Source organism: Vibrio maritimus, assembly GCF_021441885.1.
Lineage (GTDB): Bacteria > Pseudomonadota > Gammaproteobacteria > Enterobacterales > Vibrionaceae > Vibrio > Vibrio maritimus_B.
On record NZ_CP090440.1, the window covers coordinates 40,228 to 62,424 of the forward strand.

17 protein-coding genes and 6 pseudogenes are annotated in these 22,197 nt (G+C 39.7%); 10 read left to right on the plus strand and 13 right to left on the minus strand.

The genetic code is table 11. From position 1 onward, the window contains the following. Positions 1 to 69: 69 nt before the first annotated feature. From tatB to LY387_RS25555, 5 genes and pseudogenes are all read right to left on the minus strand, one after another. The gene (tatB, locus tag LY387_RS25535; RefSeq protein ID WP_234498079.1) at positions 70 to 474 is read right to left on the minus strand and encodes a Sec-independent protein translocase protein TatB; all 405 of its coding nucleotides are present in this window, start codon (positions 472 to 474) and stop codon (positions 70 to 72) included. Between the two features lie 3 nt (positions 475 to 477). Next, positions 478 to 726 carry a Sec-independent protein translocase subunit TatA gene (tatA, locus tag LY387_RS25540; RefSeq protein ID WP_234498194.1) on the minus strand — a complete coding sequence of 83 codons (249 nt, stop codon included), beginning with the start codon at positions 724 to 726 and terminating at the stop codon, positions 478 to 480. Positions 727 to 1,221: 495 nt separating this feature from the next. Further along, positions 1,222 to 1,365: a hypothetical protein gene (locus LY387_RS25545; RefSeq protein WP_234498081.1), complete on the minus strand. Its 144-nt coding sequence runs from the start codon at positions 1,363 to 1,365 to the stop codon at positions 1,222 to 1,224. Beyond that, a pseudogene (locus LY387_RS25550) lies at positions 1,357 to 1,885 on the minus strand (IS6 family transposase); the annotation flags it as partial. The gene LY387_RS25545 and the pseudogene LY387_RS25550, both read right to left, overlap by 9 nt. 57 nt (positions 1,886 to 1,942) lie before the next feature. Then, entirely contained in the window at positions 1,943 to 2,122 is a 180-nt protein-coding gene (locus LY387_RS25555; protein WP_234498083.1) for a PA3496 family putative envelope integrity protein, read from the minus strand. Positions 2,123 to 2,730: 608 nt separating this feature from the next. Here LY387_RS25555 and LY387_RS25560 point away from each other — a divergent pair. From LY387_RS25560 to LY387_RS25585, 6 genes and pseudogenes are all read left to right on the plus strand, one after another. Then, positions 2,731 to 3,447: pseudogene (locus tag LY387_RS25560) on the plus strand (IS5 family transposase); the annotation flags it as partial. Positions 3,448 to 3,809: 362 nt separating this feature from the next. Continuing rightward, the gene (locus LY387_RS25565) at positions 3,810 to 4,412 is read left to right on the plus strand and encodes a winged helix-turn-helix domain-containing protein (protein WP_234498085.1); all 603 of its coding nucleotides are present in this window, start codon (positions 3,810 to 3,812) and stop codon (positions 4,410 to 4,412) included. Then, positions 4,391 to 4,831, plus strand: a complete 441-nt coding sequence (locus LY387_RS25570; protein WP_234498087.1) for a hypothetical protein — start codon at positions 4,391 to 4,393, stop codon at positions 4,829 to 4,831. The genes LY387_RS25565 and LY387_RS25570 overlap by 22 nt, the downstream gene beginning before the upstream one ends. Positions 4,832 to 6,636: 1,805 nt before the next feature. Beyond that, positions 6,637 to 7,347 (plus strand): EAL domain-containing protein, encoded by a 711-nt coding sequence (locus LY387_RS25575; protein ID WP_234498089.1) that lies wholly within the window; start codon positions 6,637 to 6,639, stop codon positions 7,345 to 7,347. A gap of 115 nt (positions 7,348 to 7,462) precedes the next feature. Beyond that, positions 7,463 to 8,048 (plus strand): annotated as a pseudogene (locus LY387_RS25580) (DUF2913 family protein). Positions 8,049 to 8,137: 89 nt separating this feature from the next. Next, positions 8,138 to 9,105, plus strand: a pseudogene (locus tag LY387_RS25585) (IS481 family transposase). A gap of 39 nt (positions 9,106 to 9,144) precedes the next feature. Here the strand turns inward: LY387_RS25585 and LY387_RS25590 are convergent. The 4 genes from LY387_RS25590 to LY387_RS25600 form a co-directional block, all read right to left on the minus strand. After that, on the minus strand, positions 9,145 to 9,399 hold the full coding sequence (locus LY387_RS25590) for a hypothetical protein (RefSeq protein ID WP_326492015.1): 255 nt from the start codon (positions 9,397 to 9,399) through the stop codon (positions 9,145 to 9,147). A gap of 259 nt (positions 9,400 to 9,658) precedes the next feature. Continuing rightward, positions 9,659 to 9,832 (minus strand): DUF723 domain-containing protein, encoded by a 174-nt coding sequence (locus LY387_RS27300; RefSeq protein WP_419153490.1) that lies wholly within the window; start codon positions 9,830 to 9,832, stop codon positions 9,659 to 9,661. A 34-nt stretch (positions 9,833 to 9,866) separates the two neighbouring features. Further along, positions 9,867 to 10,649 (minus strand): IS5 family transposase, encoded by a 783-nt coding sequence (locus LY387_RS25595; RefSeq protein ID WP_234498090.1) that lies wholly within the window; start codon positions 10,647 to 10,649, stop codon positions 9,867 to 9,869. Positions 10,650 to 11,754: 1,105 nt separating this feature from the next. Further along, on the minus strand, positions 11,755 to 11,976 hold the full coding sequence (locus LY387_RS25600) for a hypothetical protein (protein WP_419153491.1): 222 nt from the start codon (positions 11,974 to 11,976) through the stop codon (positions 11,755 to 11,757). A gap of 740 nt (positions 11,977 to 12,716) precedes the next feature. On the opposite strand from LY387_RS25600, the pseudogene LY387_RS25605 reads away from it, so the two are divergent. Beyond that, positions 12,717 to 12,863: pseudogene (locus tag LY387_RS25605) on the plus strand (serine recombinase); the annotation flags it as partial. Positions 12,864 to 13,319: 456 nt separating this feature from the next. On the opposite strand, the gene LY387_RS25610 reads toward LY387_RS25605, so the two are convergent. Beyond that, positions 13,320 to 15,083, minus strand: coding sequence for a DUF1501 domain-containing protein (locus LY387_RS25610; RefSeq protein WP_234498091.1), 1,764 nt, complete (start codon positions 15,081 to 15,083; stop codon positions 13,320 to 13,322). A 3-nt stretch (positions 15,084 to 15,086) separates the two neighbouring features. Next, positions 15,087 to 16,649, minus strand: coding sequence for a DUF1800 domain-containing protein (locus tag LY387_RS25615; RefSeq protein WP_234498092.1), 1,563 nt, complete (start codon positions 16,647 to 16,649; stop codon positions 15,087 to 15,089). Positions 16,650 to 16,911: 262 nt separating this feature from the next. Here LY387_RS25615 and LY387_RS27305 point away from each other — a divergent pair, with 262 nt between their 5' ends. From LY387_RS27305 to tnpA, 3 genes and pseudogenes are all read left to right on the plus strand, one after another. Then, on the plus strand, positions 16,912 to 17,166 hold the full coding sequence (locus tag LY387_RS27305; RefSeq protein ID WP_419153495.1) for a transposase zinc-binding domain-containing protein: 255 nt from the start codon (positions 16,912 to 16,914) through the stop codon (positions 17,164 to 17,166). 221 nt (positions 17,167 to 17,387) lie between these two features. After that, on the plus strand, positions 17,388 to 17,579 hold the full coding sequence (locus LY387_RS25620; protein ID WP_234498093.1) for a hypothetical protein: 192 nt from the start codon (positions 17,388 to 17,390) through the stop codon (positions 17,577 to 17,579). Positions 17,580 to 19,131: 1,552 nt separating this feature from the next. Further along, positions 19,132 to 19,561 (plus strand): annotated as a pseudogene (tnpA, locus tag LY387_RS25625) (IS200/IS605 family transposase). A gap of 168 nt (positions 19,562 to 19,729) precedes the next feature. Here the strand turns inward: tnpA and LY387_RS25630 are convergent. Beyond that, positions 19,730 to 20,734 carry a hypothetical protein gene (locus LY387_RS25630; RefSeq protein WP_234498094.1) on the minus strand — a complete coding sequence of 335 codons (1,005 nt, stop codon included), beginning with the start codon at positions 20,732 to 20,734 and terminating at the stop codon, positions 19,730 to 19,732. After that, positions 20,734 to 21,975, minus strand: coding sequence for a ParA family protein (locus LY387_RS25635; RefSeq protein WP_234498095.1), 1,242 nt, complete (start codon positions 21,973 to 21,975; stop codon positions 20,734 to 20,736). The genes LY387_RS25630 and LY387_RS25635 overlap by 1 nt, the downstream gene beginning before the upstream one ends. Positions 21,976 to 22,197 lie beyond the last annotated feature (222 nt).

The window sequence follows — 22,197 nt, forward strand, 5'->3', positions numbered from 1 at the left end:
AGAGTCGCAGTCAGAAGAAACACTAAACTAACTCACGTTCAACATGTAAATGGACATGTGAACTGAAGCTTAGTCCTTATTCAGAACCTTATCTAAAAGCTCATTCTCAACAGGTTTGGGGACTTCTGAGCTTACCGCAGGTCGTGTACTTTGCTCAGAATTGACCGCCTTAATTTTATCACTCGAATAAGGGGGAATTGTATCTTGAACGGTCAGCACCAACCCTCCTACCGAACGATTCAGCTCAGGAGATAGCTCTTCCATACCCATTTCCTCAGTTTTTCGCAGATTAGCTTGAAGCTCTTGTATTTTAAGTTCGTGTGAAAGTTCACCTTTAACGTTGTTCGCCATCTCTTTTGCTGAGCGGATAAAACGAGAAACACTTCGAATTGCAGTTGGCAAACGCTCTGGTCCCAAAACGACTAGACCAACCATAGAGATGAGTACCAGCTCCCAAAAACCGATATCAAACACGAATTATGCCTGCTCTTTATTTTTTCTTGTTTCAGTAAAAGCATTTGTTTTCTTTTGCTCAATGTTGGCAAGCTCAAAATCAACACCCTTCTCATTTAACTTTGCAGTAATTTCATCTTCGATCATTGCTTTCTTGAAGTCTTTTACTGCACTTCCTAGGTCACCGCCAATACCACGAAGTTTCTTCGTACCAAATAGCAGAATTACAATCGCAGCAATGATAAGAAGTTGCCAAATACTAATACTACCCATTTTTTCTTCTACCTCAGACGTTTGATTAATAGTTAAAAACATTACTTGGTTTACTTTATCATGATTCGAGAAACTATGGCAGAAAGCCATATCGCCTCAACACTATATCTTTTTTCTTTCGTACATAACATAAGTTTCACTAAACTGAACTTTGTAACTTGTCAAAGTCCATTCTTAACCTAAAAATAGCTTGACTCAATACATTTTCTTTTGATGGCGAGTTCTCAAAGCTACTATTTATAATTTTCCTCTCACCCAAAAAGTGAACAAACTATTTTTTATTAATGCATTTTTTATATTGTGCCCATTTTATTATTTGGTAACAACATTTCAACATATGATTTAGTTTAATTCAATTTTCTTTACCTGGCGTTATTTCCTAGTTCAAAATGGAGGTAAAATCACCTAAAACAGCTTAATTATTGCTTTTATATGGTAATCAGTAAATTCTGGTTTCTATCACAAAGTTATGATGATGCACAAACGTACTGATTTTTAGATACAATTAGGCTGCAAGCGCGTAACGGATAAAGTATCAGGGATGTTGAGCTGCCCATTCTTAATCGTTGCCCACAGCTCTAACCCTGCTAAGCTCGCCTTTTCACCTTCGTCAGATTTCCAGCGCAGTGCCTGGTTCATTTTCTCTTTTACTCTGGGTGGCTTTGCTCAACAATAGTGTTCAGGTATTTCACTTGAAGGACTTCAATGAGGCTGAGCATCAGGCCACAAAGCTATACATTGATATGATGCAGGGCCAACACGTCGGAATGGCTGCAACCAATCACCACTTTTTCGGGTAACCCTTCTGATGGCCTTTTGAGAAAAAGCTCTCGCTGCTTTTTCATCTCGCGTATCACGTAGTAGAAAATCTATCACATCACCATATTTATACACAGTTCGGGCAATAGTACTTCTACTGACCTTTAACGTTAATGTGAGTCTCGTCTATCCGTCACGAAGAGGCTATAGGCTTCTTTCGTCCGTGAGCTCGATGCTCCAGCAAAGGCGGGTACCTGATGACCCACCGGTTGATGGTCGAGTAATCAACTCAGACGTCAGCCATGTTCTCTTCGATCCCACGGTAGCTAAGTTTATAAGAAACGTAATAACGGACAACCAAGGGGACGATGTCGGGAGGAAAGTGGCAGCCGTATAGTATTACATAGAAAGACTCTTTACATATTGGCGCCTTTATATTGAGTGAAACTAACTAAGGTCAGTCAAGAGTCCATAATTTTCTTAATTCTCTTTCTTCCAGAATCTGTTCAATTCTTCGTCTTACTCTAGCATGTTGTTTTTGATTTTCGTTCGGTTTTTTCGGTACCTCTTTGCGGGCTTGAGTACGTATAGTCCAAGGCTGCTTTTCAAGCAGACCACTATTGTTTCTTTCAGCCACTTTTGACCTCCAAGTCATTGATTATTTTTTATCTTGATTCTGAGATAACAACGAAGAAAAATACTGATAATAATTACGTAATAAGGTGCTATCACTTTGCATAAAGAGCTCCTTACTCACCACTAAACCCAGAGTAGAATTTTTTATAATCTTTATAAATAGTGAGACGACCCACTCATCATCTATAGTTATAGTAAAAACTACAAAATCCAGCAACTGAAAAAAAGCTTGCCACTATAAAGGAAGCACTACCTTTTTACTTGAACTTCCTGTCTATAAACAACAAATAACAACACTATAAATACTTAATATATAATCAAATGCACCTAGACTAAAGGATCTCGACCATATTAGCCAATACGAAAATTATCTCGCTCGAAACATTCGCATTATTTAAAGAAGCACTTCGCAGCTTTCCTAGCTCTGACACATAACGCTGAACACATCAATATAAAGCCGCGTGATTGACAGTAACGCCTCAACCCAACAACATCTCGATCAAGTTCTATAATTGATACTGTATTTACAATACCAACGCACCCCCAAAAAATGATATCGTGAATAAAATATCGACCTTTCAAAGTCTGACATCAGCTAATTCGGGCTTTATGCCATCGAGAGCGCTGCAAGGTTTTCTAGACTCAGTATTTAAGCTGGCTAACATACCGCTTATTTGTCCGCATGACACCTGTATAAACCGTCGAGCTAAGGAAGTTGAGATTTCATTTAAAACTAAAACCAGAAGTGCGATACAGTACCTGGCCATTGATGCCACTGGTCTCAAGGTTTATGGTGAAGGTGAATGGAAGGTCAAGAAGCACGGTACTGACGGGAAGCGTAGAGTCTGGAGAAAGCTGCATTTAGCCGTCGACACCAGTACTCATGAGATAATAGCAGCAGAGCTAAGTTTATCTCATGTCACTGATGCAGTAGTCCTTCCTAATTTGCTCAAGCAAACACGTCGACGAATCATCGAGATATCTGGAGATGGTGCTTACAACACCAAGGACTGCCATGATGCCATACGGATTAAGCGAGCGGTTCCGCTTATCCCACCAAGAGAAGGGGCAGCCTTCTGGGGACAAGGACATCCTCGTAATTTAGCAGTGGGTTGCCAAAAGCTCTACGACTCTAACAAGAAGTGGAAAAAACGGTATGGTTATCACAAGCGTTCGCTCTCTGAAACAGCCATGTATCGTGTGAAGCAGTTGCTAAGTGGGAGGTTAAGCCTGAGAAACTACAATGCTCAGGAAACCTACGCCACGATTAAAGCGCTTAACAAGCTTACAGGGCTTGGTATGCCTGAAACTCAATTTGTTGTTTAAGAATCACTCAATTTCGGACGGTTTGATTTTCTGTCCGAATTACGCAACAAAGCCACCTTAAGTTTGAGTAAACCCATTCACAAAAGTGTAAATTTTTATTTCAATTTGTTACATAAAACACAATTAATAATAATAACATTAGTTCCATTCGAGTATGTAACCCTATGTTACATAAGCATATTAATGACTCATAAACCTTTAATAAATGACATATATTCCATACATCAATTGAAATATTTAGAAAGTTGCAGCTGTGGTAAATACCTGTATGTTTGAGCTTGTTATAGCATATGTATCATGTTGATAAAATAAAAAACATTAACATTTAGTGATGGAATTAAAGTTACATTTATTGGTGTCTTATGAAAATTCTTTTAAACAAAGTTAATTCAATTATTTGTTTGGAAACTGGGCAGTGTTTCAACAAGGTTACACTAGAAACTCAATGCTTGCCATCTAAAGTAGCTGAATGTATAAATATTATCGCTAATGGAACTTTGTCAAATAAGCATATTAGTTCAAATGAGTTAAAACAATCTCTTTGGCCTCATGGGCATATTTCCAAAGAAAGTGTAACTCAGATTATAAGTAGAACTAGGAAACAGTTAAATGATACATCAAAAACTATACTTATATACACACCAAATCAAGGGTACTCATTTTCTGGATTAGAGCTATACGAAGAGCTAGATAACAATGAAAGTAAGAGTGAGCTAAAACTAAGAACTAGTAAATTCAAACACACTAATAAAACAGTGAAACGATTAATTGGTTTGATTATCGGGGGGATGTTTTTATTATCGTTGTTGTTTTTAACAACTACTGTTGCCGCCAAAAATCACACATCAAAAATAAGTGTCGATAGAAATAATAAACACATACTTATTGATACTAAAGGAGAAAAGTATAAATGTCAATTAATAAACCACAGAGTATATATAACATGTACAAAACACAAGTATTAATAGTAGTAGTACTTATAACAATCACCTTATTAACTTATTACAAACTCAAACCCAATAAAATAACGGATGGTACATATTACTCGCAAATGGAATATAGCGATGGGACTTTATACGAAATTATTGCTTCTGTCAAAAATGATACAGCAATTATTAATGGACTTTATAGAGATCCTATCCTTGGCGATATAGTGTATGATAATTGCGAAACACGGCTAATAAAAAAGCCTGGAGTAGTAATGCTAGCGTTTTATAATGGCAAATGCGCTAAGGAAAAAGCTATTTTATATGACGTGCAATTAGAGGAAGATTTAATAGTAATGAGTGTAATCGAAGGTGATGGTGGTGGTTTACCTATAATTCTGCTAAAACTCCAAGAGTCTGTCCAAAGCCTCAAATTAGCCGCTGCAAAAGAAAATTAAAAGTACGACAAAAAATTAACCTAAATCTTGATAATGGTTTTCATAAGTAATATTAATTACAATGCACTTTATTAGTTATCATTCAAAAAATCATAATTACTCCAATAACTGTTAGTATTGTTAGCAAATAGTAAATTCAATTAAATGACAATATTTCTTAGCCTCGTTTTGGTGAACTAGTACTAAGTTAGCAGATTAATTACGGCATCTAAACTCTTGGGCCTTTCATACATTTCGTACAAGTCATAGCCCTTTAGTAGATAACATATAACTAATAGAGAGGTAGGATCGGTCGATTACATAAGTGACAGAACCGTGCTATGAACCCCTTTAGCTGTTGAGATAATCAAATTTTTGACCTTTAAATGAGTTCAATCTCGCTTATTTATCGTCCACGACTCTCGATCATGGATACTTACTATTGTTTCAACCGAGTGTCTGATGTATTTTCTGTTCTATCCTGTGATGATTCTGCTCAACAATGCTATTCAAAGTACTTGATGTCGAGCATCTCCATCAATGATAGCATGGAGAAATCCGCTATCTAAAATTGAACATTCTTACGTCGATTGCCGTACGGTTACTTTTACTGCTATCAATCACAATTTTTCTGGAAATAATGTGCGCTGTCGCCTTTTAAGAAAGTTTTGCGACAATCTCATCGCCATTTGGACTAAGATAATAATCAATAACACTTCCAAACTTATCGACGAACCGATAATAGTAGAGCCATTCACCTCTAACATAGATCTCATAAACACCATAAATTAGATACTAGCTTCTTTTTGAGTCTTACTCTATGTTCCAAAACCAGTATAAACTTAATCACCCGCAATTGATAATGGCATTAGCTACACTCACCACTGTGCTCCCTCTAGAACTCTTCAATTTCCCTATAACTCTGTTTGTAAGCGAGGTAATAGACAATAATGGCTTCTGATGGAAGGGATAACTTTCAGCATCAAGACTTTAAGTTGTAAATAGATGTTTAGCGAATATTAACTTGGAAGTCCAAATTTTGCGACAAAACCCAATTGAGTGAGATAACAGTAAGCGACTCCAGTAAACTCTCAATTAATTACATATCTTGAACGGTGGCTCTAGCCTCTGTCTGACCGTCACCGTTTTATTACTTCAATTTCGTGGCTAAAGATAATTGTTAACATGACGTACAGCTATAGTTTCATAACTACGAAGCGCTTGGAAAATCATTGTTCTGCCCCATCCTTCGAAGGTAAGAAGAGCCGCTTTGATACGATCTAGTTCTTGTCTCTTCTGCTGACAATAGCGGTACTGTCATGGTTGAATAACATGATCCTGTTTTTTCGGGGGTAAAGCCCTTTCGATAGCTACGAGTATAATTATCAACATAAATACTATTCACGGATAGATTAACTATATTAGAACTTTCAATCGGGTCTGTGGCTTTACTCAACCTAGTTTTTTACACAAACACTCCTTATTATTTTTCACTTACATGCTTGTTTATAAGTGGAAAATAATAGCAAACACTAGTAGCATCCAACGCGCTAGGAAACAAAGAACTGCAATACAAAAATAACTTTCTACAGGACAAATTTTATTTTGAATAACAAGGCTTCCTTTGGTACAGTCTGGTTTTGATGGTGTGAGAACAAGTGTTACTGTTATTTATCGTAAAGATATCTTGACCGTAGCAAAAATATTATAAAATGTATGTCAACTATCATTCGTTAACTTAGTACTCAATTAGCATTCTGTAGTTGCGCCACGTTCTTTATTTACAAAGCTATTATTCTTATTACTATTTTACAATGGATTTTGTGATGACAATTATATACGACACGTCTTTTATTGATGTCAATTTAGCAGGACAAAAAATTTTTCCAACCAACTTAAATGACAATGAAGATACAACACAAAAATTGGAAATATTAAGTAGACCTCTATCAGGGAGAAATATTCAACATTTAGTTAACAATTTAGAACAGAATGGTCTTGGATACCGTATAGACACAAATGTATTATCCCAAATAGCTATAAACACAAATTTACAAAATAGTCATCTGTTCATAAATTTAACCAATAGTTCTCTGCATAAAATTAATATCAATAACATTATATCTAAGTTAGATAATATTAAGGGAATTGTTACACTTGAAATATCTGAGTCATACCATGGTTGGCGTCATGATGAATGTTTGAATTCTATTATGCTATTAAAAGAACTAGGATATTCAATAGCAATCGACGACTTTTCAAATAACTATAAATTCTCTCTCGATGAACTAAATCAAATAAAACCCGACTATATAAAAATTGATAAAGACTGCTTTACTACACTTTCTGAAAAACGATTACAACATCTTATTGCAACGTTAAGAAAACACGTGACAGAAAGCAATATTCTCATTGAAGGAGTATCTAGCAAACACTTATTAGATAAAGCGGCTTTTGTTGGGGCCAACTATATTCAAGGTTACTTTCTGCATACTCCAGAACTAATTTCCAGCCCAGTTAAGCTAGAGATTTTTTAGAACATCAGCCATGTCCAAATATCTGATTTTTTTGCAACATTCTCATATGACAAGTAATATTAAAAATGTAATCCGTCAGTAGCTGACATAACAGATAACAAAAACAAAAGATACAATCTATGACCATCATAAAAAGGACTTTGAGTGCTACCGTAGCTTGAATGATGTCATCACTCACGCGCTTCTTCACTTACTCAACCAGATATCCCAGAGCCAACGTTTTGTTCCGGTGGTCAAACGCAACGGGATATTGTTGAAATACCTCAAAGCCAAGGTGAACAACAAGCAGCTTTCCAGCATTAAGAAAGACATAAAGTTGATGATACAGACGGCGAGAACGAAGGGAAACAATTTAGAAATGAGACTATACGACTTAAACAAGAAGGCGACTCAGACCAAGATAGACGGCTTAGAAAAACTCTACGGTCTTTTGGTTTACTTGTACGATGAAGATGGCATCGAGTAATAAAGCTCTTTGAGGAAGGGACCAAGACAGAGCCAAGTATTCTTTATATGTTACAAGAATACATAGAGCATGGTTTTGATAAAGCCACTGGTAAGTAACAAACACCGGTATCGATGTTGATTCACACGAACGCGCACCAGAACTAATAGAAACCATCAATAAACACTGTTGGTTTGTGGCAGAGATAAAAAAGGAGTGGAATGACAAACCCATGGTGTGTCTTAGTTCCAACTAGATCTGATACTTCTATTTGAATAGAAGAGAGTTACCCACTTTGATTAAAGGTGCTTAATCACTAATCAAAAACAGTAAGAGGTAACTCTCATGCTTCATACTAGCAATCCAATCATCAAACACAAAGCTGGGCTTCTCAATCTTGCAGAAGAACTCGGTAACGTATCAAAAGCCTGTAAAGTTATGGCCGTCTCAAAAGATACGTTCTATCGCTATCAGGGGTTGGTAGAAACAACAGGTCTTGATGGACTCATTAGCCAAAGCCACAGAGCTCCAGACTTGAAGAGCCGTATCGATAACGTAACTGAGCAAGCCGTGCTTAAGTACGCCATCGATTTTTCAGCCCATGGACAAGTTAGAACAAGCAACGAACTACGTAAGCTTAGTGTATTCGTCTCTCCAAGTGGCGTTCGTTCAATCTGGCTTCGCAATGATCTAGAGAACTTCAAGAAGCGCCTTGTAGCGCTAGAAAAATAGGCGGCAGAAAACGGTATAATTCTAATGGATGAACAAGTTGCCGCCCTTGAGCGAAAGAAGCATGATGATGAAGCTTTTAGTAAGATACAAACAGCGCACCCTGGCTATCTCGGCTCTCAAGGCACGTTTTATGTTGGCAACCTTAAAGGTGTTGGGCGTATCTATCAGCAGACGTTCGTTGATACCTACAGTAAGATCGCCTTCGCTTAGCTCTACACGACAAAAACACCAATCTCCGCAACAGATATGTTAAATGATAAGGTTCTTCCGTACTTCGAAGCACGCGAGCTACCAATGCTGCGAATCTTAACTGACCTAGGCACTGAATATTGTGGCCGTGTTAAGCTGCATGACTACCAACTCTACCTAGCCATCAATGACATCGACCACACGAAAACTAAAGCGATGTCGCCACAAACAAATAGTACCTGCGAACGCTTCCACAAAATCATATTAAATGAGTTCTACCAAGTGACATTCAGAAAAAACTGTATGGTTCACTGGAAGAGTTACAGAAAGATCTGAAGGAATGGATGGACTACTACAACAATCATCGTACTCATCAAGGCTTTGTTGCGTAATTCGGACAGAAAACCAAACCGTCTGAAATTGAGTGATTCTTAAACAACAAACTGAGTTTTTACAATTGAGTCGAGTTTTTTCCACTCTTTTTGAGCCTCGACTTTGAACGTCAATTTATACGTAACCTCTATTTCATCCGATCTCTTACGTTCTTCAACAATTTGAGCAAGCTCAATGTCTTCGAGCTTATCCATTAGACGTTCATAAGCTTCAGCAGGAACGCAATAAAAAACGGGCTGACTACGATTTAATACTGCAACGGGAAAACCGTCGGATTCTTCAATTACAGCCATTAGATTTTTTTAGCTCGCTGATTGCTTATTGAACTATCAGCAAGTATTGGGCGAACACTCATAACAACCTACCATTCAAGGGAAGTAATACTTCAGTTTTAGCTCGTTTGTTAACGTAACGCTTGGTGTCTTTAGGGTGACCAGACTTGAACCGTTGGAGGTAATAACAAGATATTTCAAACCTAAATCAATACCGACAGTGTTTTTGGCTCGAAACGGCAAAGCATAAATCGTATTGCTCTTGATTAGCTTTTGGTGTTTAGCGTAAATATTGTTTGGTGTGATTTCTAGCACATAGGAGACCACCAAATTTTGATCTAATATGATTGTTTGAAGTCGTCGTAAATTTGCCGTGTATTGGACAATAAATACTGAAGGGATACTTCATACCTTTATAATCGACATACTGGTAGGGCTTTGTTGCCGAATTCAACGAAAGAGCGGACGCTAGTTAAATAGTTCGTATTTTAAACAACATACTGCGTTTCGGGCATACCTATCCCAGTTAGCTTGTTGAGTGCTTTAATCATGGCGTAGGCCTCTACAACTTGTGCGTTGTAATCTCGAAGCGTGAGTGAAGCTCCTAGTAGTTGTTTTACTCGATACATAGCGGTCTCCGACAATGACCGCTTATGGTAACCATACTTCTGTTTCCACTTTTTGTTCGAGCCATAGAGCTTTTGGCAGCCAACTGCCAGATTACGTGGATGCCCTTTTTCCCAGAAAGCGGCACCTTCGCGCGGAGGGATTAAAGGTGTCGCTTTCTTAACCCTAATCGCCCTGTGACACTCTCTTGTATCGTATGCACCATCTCCCGAGATTTCCTTGATGGTTCGGCGTGTTTGTTTAAGTAGATTGGGGAGTACTTCCGCATCAGTCACACTTGATAGTGTCAGCTCTGCGGTGACAATTTCATGTGTATCTGTATCAACCGCAAGATGGAGTTTACGCCAGGCTCGACGGCTTATACAGGTATAGTGCGGACAAATCAATGGAACATTCGCTAATTTAAATACTGAGTCTATGAAGCCCTGTAGCGCCCTTAGGGGGAAGGAAAAGAAGCGCTTCACCATGAGAGCGGTCGTGATAGCTAAGTCACTAAACAATCGGGGTCTGCCACGTCTATGCTGTTTAGGTTGTTTCCACTCGGTTATTGCTTCTTCGTCAATCCAAAACATGAGTGAACCTCGATTGACTAGGGAGTTGTTGTACTTGCGCCAGTTGGTGGTTTTATAGCGAGGCTTCGGCATGAAATCAAAGTCAGTGAATGAATATTCCTGATCTGATCGTAAGATTTTGATTTAGTTCAGTCGATTTCGGCAACAAAGCCTACTGGTAGTCGTATCGTCCACTAAACTTTTCAGTGGCTTGTTGAGTGGAGTACTCTTTGGCGGCTTTCTTGGTCGAATTTATTTGGCTCACGCTTTTCTGTATAGCTATTAAGTTACTATCTAAGATGGTCATTATCTCCCCTCTCAAGCTTACCTAAAACTGTCGAAGTAAGTTGAGTTAGTTATAGTGCTCTACAAAGGAAAAGCTTTAGTTTAAGAGTAGCGAGGCAAAATCAAACCGAAACAAAATCGCATCACAAACACTTAACATTTGGCAAGAATCTGTAATTTTCTTTCAGGGTAAAAATTGAAAGGGTTGGTGGCAGAAAGCATTAATTTTACATAAAGTAAAGAATCTCCCCCTAAAATATAAGCCCTTGTTAGTAATGTTCGGTTTGACCGGGTTCTTACGATAACCGTCAACTTTTCAATATCAAAACTCATCGATAATCAAAACTGATCAGACTTTGTTTTTGATATGGGTTTGAGACACCCGCTTTCAACCCTTGTAAATTAAAGAGATCGGCGTTTGATGGCAGTTATCGCAGCTACACGGCCATTGTCCCTTAAACAAATTTAAAACATTAATGTTTTAAATTTGTTAACTAAATCTCGTTTTTATTAATTTAAAGCATGCATGATGCTTTTTGCTTGGCTCACTTTTATTGTTGAGCGGCAATAATAAAGGTGATCTTGCTAAACAAAGAAGCACTACGTACTGTGTGTCAGAGCAGTACGTCTTACACTTACATTGGCTTCAGTTCCTACCAAGCATCACCCCATGCTCCCGCAGTGAAAGCACCTCTCTGCCGTATAATCCATAGCAATGAATCATGATGTAGCGGTATTTATCAGGAAGGTTGCTAATGAGTGCTTCAATATGTACTTGCAAGCTTTGATTTTGATGAGAGTGGTCTGGCTGCTCATGATCCTCCGACGGTATAGCGTCATGGTGAAGGGGAGCAAAGCTGCAATCAACCGTGACCCTAAGTTCAATATCACCCACTCATCTTGATAAGCTCGCCTACATGCCCCAACTCTCCATTAACTTGTTCGGAAATCTCGCTAACTGAGGGAAATGGTGGACTAAAGAGAGCATTTGATAACGCCTCATTTTCTTACGAAGTAGCGGCGCAAGCTCAATAAACCAACGGTAGATAGCCAACGACTTACTGAGCCCCCCCCCCCCCGCTCTTGCAGCATATCGCTGAGGTTGGCCTAACTCATTGGAGTAGTGCAGTACCATCGAATGCTCCACTAGATGATTACTGGAGCAAAGCGTTTCTATTTAAACTCGTTCGTCATTGATTTAACCAATCATTACCACAGACGATGACAGCAACAAGCCCGCACTCATACGGTTTTGCCTGCGTATTACCAAGGCACGCAAACTTAACGTTAATGCCTTCCCTATTCAAACGAGAGTTGAACGTCCATTTGACCGGCATTGAAATGCCATTTAATCGTGCGGTCTATCGAGACTTAATTGCGCTTATTAACAAGATGCCATCGTATCGCGCTCCTCTACAAACTTTCACACTCTATCGATCCGAATATTGAAAAGGGAGTCCAGAGTTCAAAACAGCGATATTAGTCATAAATATCAATTACTTCTCTCTCGATATACCGAGAAAAATATAGATAAAAAAAGCGAGTAAAGAAACCCTTCTCGCCTAAATGATTAATATCTGGATGAAAATACGATTAGACACAGGCATACTAATACAATATTCAATCAAATGCATATTGACTTTCCCTATTTTTCATAGAAAGTCACACTTTCTTTTCAATGCAACAACATTTATAGGGAAGCGTGACTCAGCAGGTAGCCCACTAAGGCGTAGAACGACATTGAGTCCTACCCCCCTCTTTTTTACCCTACATGTACACACAAGGGGCGTCTCACTATGTACACCAAACCATTTAACACCACCGCTCTCTGAAATAAGCATCGATACGGACCTCATTGATATTCCTTCACCTTTGAGGAGGGAGCTCAAAGTCATCAGTTTAAATTTACCGACAAACCACATTGCCTTCCTTCCTCAAGTCATAGATGAATTTGCCGGATCGATGATCATGGTAATCAATAGCATGATGATGGATATGTTAGCCGCTATCGTGACAAAAAATAAACCGTCGGCGTTTCGTTAAAAAAGGCAGCACCGCTTAATCAATAAGCGCCCCCCTCGTTGTTTATTTTTGACTGATAAAGCGACAATATACTTCAGTGAAGCATATTGTCATTTATGAGAATCAAACCCGTAAGTTATAGTGACATTTAAAGGAAAAGTGATCCCTTACAGTACATTGGACGCGAGAACTTCGGCTATAATTTGATCAATGAACTTTTCTATGCTAAGTATTTGCATTAATACACAGTGCAAATTCTTCAATTCTACCTTCGAAAGAGAAAGTTTCATATAGCACTTAAACCCAGTTTCATTGTCAAATAAACAGGCAAACACACTCAACGTCGTAGAGAAATAGAAAAAGCCTAGAAATACCTCAGAGCTAAACCAAGCGAGCCCTCACGACAAGATCTGACTGGACTTCTTAGCCTTTCAGTAAGCAGGGCATTCCTAACTTTTAAAAGAGAGCAGAATGTCCCCAAACCTCAATGCCACTGAAGTTATTCCATTCTCTGAGGGAGGGGGTATTAGGATCGTTGTTGCCATTGCAAATCAATCGAACAAATTGCACATTACGACGTTCAACAACTTGCGTAACCCAACTATTAGTATTCCCCGGACTGGTATATTTAACAACTTTCTCATATAAATTACCATCGGTAGAAACCATCACATCAACAAAGTACTGCCTGGCATCGCCTTTATACTGGCGCAACTTGATAAAATCGATGTAGCAAGGCTCAGACAACATGATTGTGTAGATTACACCTGTACCTTTTGCAGACCACTTGGTCGCTGGGTCGCCATCAATAGCATTGATAGCAGCACCTGTGCCATTAGGATTTTCTGCGCTGGCATTAATAGCAAAAGGGGGAAGCAGCTCAGATGGTGTTTGTCCCCCCCCTAAAGGAAGGAAAGATAGATAGCGGCTCCCAAACGGGTAATCATTGCTCGGGTTCAGACTTGGAAATATATAATCAATAGCGGACTCAGGTAACCCGAACCACCGTCCTAATGTCGCTGCCATTTGCTCGCTTGACTGAGATGGTTTGAACTTATTACCAAAAGCATCTTCGCCACCAACAGCAAACTGAGGGTATTGCCCATGAGCCTTAGTTCCATCCACGGCTCCCCCTAGTACTAGTTGATTGGCTCCCCAACCATGATCGGTTCCTCTATTAGCATTCTCATTAATACTACGGCCAAAGTCAGACATAGTAAACACAACTGTATCATCAGCTAAGCCATCACGCTCCAGAGAAGCATAGAACGTAGCTAGTACCTCATCCAGCTGAGCAAGAAGGTGATCATTTGATTTTCCATGGGTGTCAAATCCTCCCATGATTACCGTAAATACCTGCTTAGCGTGACCTATCCCTTTAGCAGCTTGCATCATCTGTTTGACGGTTTGCAATGAGTTGGCCAACATCCCCCCCGTAATTGTTTCATCCGGTGGATATTGTGACAGTTGGTCATTAACTTGATTTTGGGTTTGTTGCAAAAAGGCCAAACGGTCTTGCCATTCTTTGTCAAAGGGACTACCACCAATCTGGTTTGTGTAATCTTGATAATATTTTGCAAACGCAGGTGAATTTTTTAATATATTCAGTCCAGGAGATTCACCTGCCTTCATACGCAATTGTTTGGATTCTTTGCCTGCGATATGGAACCCATTAACATTGATGGATTCAGGTAGGGCTATATTAGGATCGTATAAAAAGTCCATCATTGCTCCGACCCAACTACCAACATAACTTTGGCTTTCTGGATTCCAACGCGTTTGCCACATTTTCGTACCTGTACTGTGAGAGCCAAGACTGGAGGGACGAGGATAGACTCTCCCATCGAGGGGCTCAATCAACGGTCCAACATTAGTTATTACGGAACCTTTTTGCTCAGAAAGTAATTGGGCTACCTTGGGCATACTAGGGTGTAAACCAAGCTCAACATTGTTGTCGGTATGCAAACCTGTGTACAGAATGTCGTCTAGTTCAACTCCATTTGGTCGCGCTTTTTTAAATTGCGTGTAATTGGCAGCAGTTCGAGGTAAAACCATATTGAAGGAGTCATTGCCGCCAGCCAAATGCACAGCGACCAATGCCTTATAGCCACTGTTTCCTTCAGCTAACGCAGTAGAAGGCAGCGTCAAGCATAGTGGGACACTACCTACTGCCATAACGGCGCCACTCGATTGTAAAAATTGTCTTCTATTGAGTTTCATGTTCTATCCCTGGATACTGAATTCTGCTGAAAGAAATGTCATCAAAATTACATTATTCACAGCACTTTTGTTGTCACTCTCTAATAAACTTGATTGATAAAGTGAGGTTAAGTTGTCACGAAGTACTGAGCTCATTTTTCCGTTAAGTAAAGTAACTGCAACCAGGTCGAGCATGGCTTCTAGCCCTTTATCGGTAACAGCATCATAATAAGGAGATACCACTACATAGGTTTTTTCATCTTGTCTATATCCACTAGTGCCATCACCTTGTTTTACCGTATCGTTATAGTAAGTAAGAGCTTCGTGCAAAACATGATTATTCTCTGCGATATCAACCCACTCCATCAGTTCGAGCTCGGGGCTGACTAGTTGACTCTCTTGCAACGGCCCCTCTGGACTGAATTCTGGACTGAAAAAGTTAAACACTGACGGTGCTCCTAACGGTGTCTGGTTAAAACCGTCTTGGTAGCTGAGAAATTTACTAGTAGAAGAGTAAAACATAGGCTCAGGAGATTGGTTATCCCTATTTGAGAGACCTGTATAAGCATTCAATGCTCTAAAGAAGTATGTTAGGCGCAACAGTGGCTCTTTGTATTTTATATTACCGGTATTTTTAGCCTTAAAGGCTTCTTCATCCATTAGCAAAGCTTTAAGAGTTTCGCCTAAGTGGCCGTTTGATCTGCGAAATACCGCCGCCACCCGGAAAATATACTCAGGAGAAGGATTGGAGGAAACAAAACGGTTGATCAGGAACTTGGCTATAAATGGTGATGTACTTGGATGATTAACCAATATATTAATAACTTGCTTTAGTTCTAAATCAGCATCTTGCTCTGCCGGTAATATGACACCGTGTAGTGTTTTTTCCTTCCTATCATGGTGAGCTTCATTATTCACCATAGGCTCAAAAAAACTGTTGTTGTTCATCTCCCAACCAGTGAATACTCGCGCTAACTCTGCAACTTGCTCCTCATCATAGTTTTCAACTGGACGACCTTGCTGATCTTTAATCACTTTGCCGTATTCATCTAAAGAAAAATCACCTGTCGTAAAAAGCTGCATGAGTTCACGGGCATAGTTTTGATCAGGTAATACTCCTGTAGAGTCAAATGAACGGTTACCAAGGTGAGTAAGGAAAGTCCCCATGACCGGTGAGCGTGACACTGCATAGAGCAAGTCAGCGTAGTGTCCGAAAGCATGATCTACTAATAAATCATAATACTGTGCTAGTGCTTTGGGTTCGTCTGCAAGGTTTTCATCTCTTTCTGAGACAACAAGGATCTGACTAAGAGCAAAAGCCATCCGTTGTCTTAATTGGTCCTTTCCCCAAAGAGCAAGATCAAACCAAGCGCTGACTCTAACTGTTGGCGACCAACGACCGTTTCTACGGTGTGAACGTTGAAACTCTCCTCTCTCGTCATGAGAGTTAGCGGTCATAAGAAACTGATTATTTAACCACTCTTCAACGCCCATTTCTAATAGCTTTGCTACATCTTCCTGCTTTACACCAAAAGTTGCTCGCTCTAAGAATCTAGATGCTTCAAAAGCATTTAACTGGAAGGCCATATTTCCCCTTTATAAATTATAGATATAATTGTTAGTTGTATAACATAAAGAACTAATTTCGGTATTGGGGAAATTTAAATAATGTATGGTCTACTCCACTTTTAAGGGCCCTAATGTAATGAACATGTAGCTATGCGAATGAGCTGTGGCCGGTCTATGCATACAATCAGGCTTTCCATTCACAATAATGACGCTCCGATAACCTTTACTGCCCATAGTTGCTCGCCCTTCAGTCACCCTGTATCAATCCAGACCCACTTAAATACAACAAAGCTGGCAACGCACTATGGCACTGGATTCAACCCTTCGTGATATCGAAACCATAGAAATCGCTGGAATTTTTGCCTGTGGTAAACCCGCCTTAGACGGCAAAGCGCTACATTGTGAAAACAACGACTGTCTCCATGCTAAAAATTTCTGGTTAACCTGCTCCAGCCATGCTTGTTCGCGTTGTGGCGAAAAAGCCACAGACAACTGGATAGTGCGGAAGGTAAAGAGATTACCTGATTACCTTTGAATGCACATGACCTTCTCCCAGCCCAATGTCCTCCGGCCACTCTTTCTCCACAACCAACAGTTTCAGGATAGACTCAGCCAACCGGCCATCGATAATTTGCTCGATACAGTTAAACAACAGGGATGGGAGATAGGTATTTCTGCGCCTTACAAAACCTTGACAGACGGTTAATCTGGCATCCCCATGTCCAATCGAGAAGTCAATAAGTTTGAGAACATTATTTGATTATTGCCTCAGCCCTAACCGCGAAAGCCTTTCTGAATAAAGCGATTGCTCAACATAGTCTCCCTGAGAAAGTCGTCATTAGCGGCAGTAAACATAACTATGTGGCACTCGATGCTATGCATGTTCAGCTTTGGCTAACAGATTTCTTTATGTTGTCGCTGATAGAAACGTCGATGTTAAGTATTTGAATAACATTGCCGAGCAAAGTCATCGCTGGATAGAACAAAAGACTCAGCAAGTGCTTAGTTGGAAGTCGTTATAGGGGACGATAGCCAGCCTTCATAGTCGAGATCTATGGACGATGATTCAACGGGGCCAACTAACGCTTGATGGTGACACTGCCCTGGAACAATTTTACGCCTTAGAAAAATATGTGTGCCTGTAGCAGGGGGGCTGCCACTACCTAATCTATATTTTCCACTTATATGCTTCCCTTATTTGCACGTTAATTTCCATGGTATTGGTATAAATCTAGGTTGCTGCCATATATTCGACATCTAAGTAAAACTTATGCCCTAATGTAAATCCGCACTCTTCTTCCTTATCAAAACCATGACCTCTAACGATCGTGTCGAAAAACAGGTTTAAGAAGAGCAGATATGGCCTACCATTAAGAATTACTTACCGTTCTGTTTTCACTAATCGACTTCTCATTCGATGTAAAGATTACATATCTTGTTGTTCGACTAGCTTAAAGGGTGCAAAAGAATTGATGGTTTGCACGCGGCTTCTGTAATGGCTTCTGCATCATTGGTGTAGTTTTTGTTAGTTTTGACGAGCGGTTTTACAAACTGAGCACTGATCAATTTAGTCTTATGGGCGATTATTTGAAAAACTCGAGCCCAAAAGTTAACGCCTCTACAAGATTCCATGACATTCATACATGGCGACAAATTGGTTATGTATTAAATAAATCTATCTCTTGAGAGCCGTTTTTTTAAAACGACTTTGCCGTTACCGTCAACACAGCGCAACTGAAAAATATGCTTCGCAATATCAATGCTAAAAAAGTTCTGCTTCTCTACTAACATCAATTTTTGGTTACTTCCCCATAGTCATAGCCTCGTTATACGTAATGAGGAGAAAAGGGGTGGTTCATTACATTAGAACTCTTTCAAGCCTAAGAGTATTTTTCATATAGCAAAAACCAGGTAGTGGAGGAGGATGTCATCAGTCTTAGTCGTAGCAAAAGGTAGGTTTCGCAACTTAAGAAACATAATCTTCCTTGGTACTAGAGCATTTAGAAACGAGTGAAACAGGAAATAGTATGTTGTCGATTTTTGAGGAAACGGCAAACTCAAAGAAAACCATTCAACTAGACGAAAACCTCATCGATAACCAATGCTACTTCCACCATGACAACGGTGTCAAACACAAAAAAAAACAACATAAGATATTGTTTTATATAAAAAAATAGCAGTACCACAGTTACTATGTTATTGTCCTTGACAGTAGTACCTACTGGTGAAGAGGTGATACAAAACTTTAGTCATTGAGTCTTTTCATTTGTCTGGTTTATTGGTATCTCAATTGACAGCAAGTAGTCAATTTGGAATGCTTAAAATAACTAGCTATCTACAAAGAATGTGTAGTAAAATACATAAGTTACAGTGTAGCTTATGTATTCACTTTGATTGTCACTCCTCCTAAACCACCGTCTTTGGCGGTGGTGATTGCTCCTAAGGGCTGTTGCCCGAAAACACGCCCATGTTAGAAGTAAGACACAAGTAAGAGAAAACCATTAACAAGGGCGATTATAGAAGTTCATCGCACGTCCAATGGCGACGCAAAACCATATAGTTTGGACTCCAAAATACAGATTCAAAATTCTTAAGGGCAACGTAGCCAAAGAGCTGTACAAGTCTATCTACACACTCTGCAATATGAAGGATTGTGAAGTGCTGGAGTTAAATGTTCAGCCTGATCATGTTCATTTGGTTGTCATCGTCCCACCGAAAGTTTAGATTTCAACCTTGATGAGGCGATTTGCAATCCGACCGTTCAATAAGTTTGCGCATATTAGAAAGAAACTATGAGGAAACCATTTTTGGGCAAGGGAATACTTTGTTGATAAGGTAGGTGTGAACGAGGGCATAATTCAGCATTAAGTTATACATCAAGACAAAAGGACCAAGAGTACGAGGCTCAGTTGGAGTTGAAGATGATCTAACAACGCGCAGATGCCCCCTTTGAGGGGATATGAAAGCCAAATCCGCCTTCTAAGAAGGCGGATTTTTACTGAAAAACGGGAGGTGTCCGGACTCTTACTCGAGTGTTATTTTCAAGAAAATCTCCCAGTGGTACTCTAAAAAACACCGCCAATAGATCAATATCTTTGTTAACCGAATGAAGCGATAAGCCGGATAATGCTCTGCTCTTGCTCTTTACTTAATTGTCTACATTTTAATCTAATTTCTTTGCCACTCGAATGTCGTGTAAGTTCAGCATAAGTATATTTGCTTTTATCATAAATACGTTCTGGCTTAGACCAGAGCGGGGTAGGGCTCGCTTTATTTTTTTGAGATAGACGAAACAGCTCATCCAGGACAAACGCCTGCTTATCCGCTGTATCTAACGACACATCAATACAGATGTTTTGGTTGGATAGCCAGCGCAATAAGAGAGGGGATAAACGATTAAAGAACTGTATGTCATGCTCTGTCTTTTCTTGAGTGACACCTTCGCTTTTGCCTACAGCTTTACAAATACTCTTTAGTTTATCGTAGTAATCATTTGGAATACCTTCAGAATCTGGGAATAGATCTATTAGCTCTTGGGGCAACACCGCAGCACTAATATATCTACGAACTGTGCGTTCCTGAGATTCCTTAAACCTAAACTTTTCTATAAGATTTGCATAATCTTGTAGCGATGTGTCTTCAGCAATTGCTTTTATCAGAGACAAACCGTGTTCACGCCGCGACAACGGACGATGCAGTCTCGACACTTCTGTTAAATATTCTGCATCAGTGCGGCTTAATTCAGAACCTTCTTCAAAAACCCAAAGAGGGAGATCTGCACCACCGATTTCGGCAGCGGCAAGGCGGCGAGAGCTGTCCAAAACAAGAAACTTCCCATCAATGTTTTCAGCAATTCCCTCGTAAATCACACCCGTCTCTCTAATCGATGGAAGTATATCTTCCAAGGCTTCCTCGGTCAGCGCTTCTTGATATCTAGGGTTCAATGGATGAACCTCAACTCGCGTTTTTAAATCGCTATGTGGGACGACAACGCGATAGGCATTGTGTTTGCTACCGTCTCGCATTACAAATTTTCGAGAGATAACTTGTGATTCGGTGTCTTTGTTGCGACTTCTGTTTCGCTTGGTTTCGTAAAAGCTCATTAGTTATCCTTAAGTAGATTTTTGAATTCGTTAGCGACAGCTCTCACGGACGATTGTGCTCTGTCAAGTTGTGTATCTGGACACAACTTGTCAGATTTACGTATATCACACACGGTTCGATAGTTACGAGCCGCGGCTTCAAAAGCACTACTCTTTAAAATCTGATTATTTAGTACTAACGATCCCATCTCATCTTTAATGACATCAACAATAGCGTCGTCACGATTATTCTCTGTATCACGATTCGTTATCAAGAATTTTTCGAACGCGATACCCTCCGCACCATCGGGAAGGTTTCTCAATTGGTTGGGTAGCGACTCATAAAACTGAATAGTACTTTGCCAATCAAGCTTATGTGGTGTAACCGGAACCAATAAAACTTTCGATGCGTAAAGTGCATTCCAAGACAATGGATTTACATGGGGACCAGTATCAATGAATATCAGATCAAATTCGTCACGCAAGTTATCTATAACTCTTTCTTTCAAGAACTTAAGACAGCTCAGATCTCCAGACGCGAGCCCACTTTGCCAAGCAATACTTGAAAATGTTTCGTCTGAAGGAATCGCAGGTAAAATAAACAAGTTTGGAAGGTGAGTACCTAACAGAGACATATCCACGATTTCTTTGTGGCTGTAGCCTTGTTCTATGTAATCACTGTAGAGTCCACTAGGAGCGTCTTCACCAAGCATAAGTTCTACTGTCGTCAACATGTCTAACTCTGTTTCTTCAAGTGCATCCGGGTCGACAAACACGCGAAGTGAACCTTGTGGATCCAGATCTATCACACAGATTCTTGGTCTCGAGTTAAAATCGAGTGCTAGTTCCGTGGCTAAGGACATCGTAGCGGTACTTTTGCCAGTACCACCTTTTTGGTTTTGAACGTTGATGACACAAGTCTGATATTTGTCTGACCAACTCTCTCGCCCAAGATAGTCCATCATTGCATGCACGTGTCGAGGGGTATATTGCCACTTACCTTTATACTTGATCGCAGGCTCCATTACGCCTTCTTCAATCGCCTTTTCTTCATAAGAAATATATGTATTTAATGACACACCACAGTAACTGGCAATTGTCGCTTTAGAAACACAATGAGTGAGCAATAAGTTGGAAATCTCTTTGTCATCAATCTCAACATAAGTTTGGTCGATAATTGCATCTCGCCGGGAGATCTCGCTTTTGGATAAGCCTTCTGCTCTTTTTTCTATTCTGTTTGCCAACTCAAGATTAGTACTCACTATTGGAACCCTTAAATGATAACCATGTAACACTATTGATAGTATAAAACAAAAAAAACACCATGTAACTATCAATTATATTTAATCACTGTGTCTCCTCATACGACTAAACATAATAATCGATACGTAATGCGAAGAAAGAGAGGGGAGGAGACTGAAAAGAAGGCTATTGGAGCGACAAAGACTAAAGGAGTGAGTACTTACCAAAGGCTATGGTTTGAT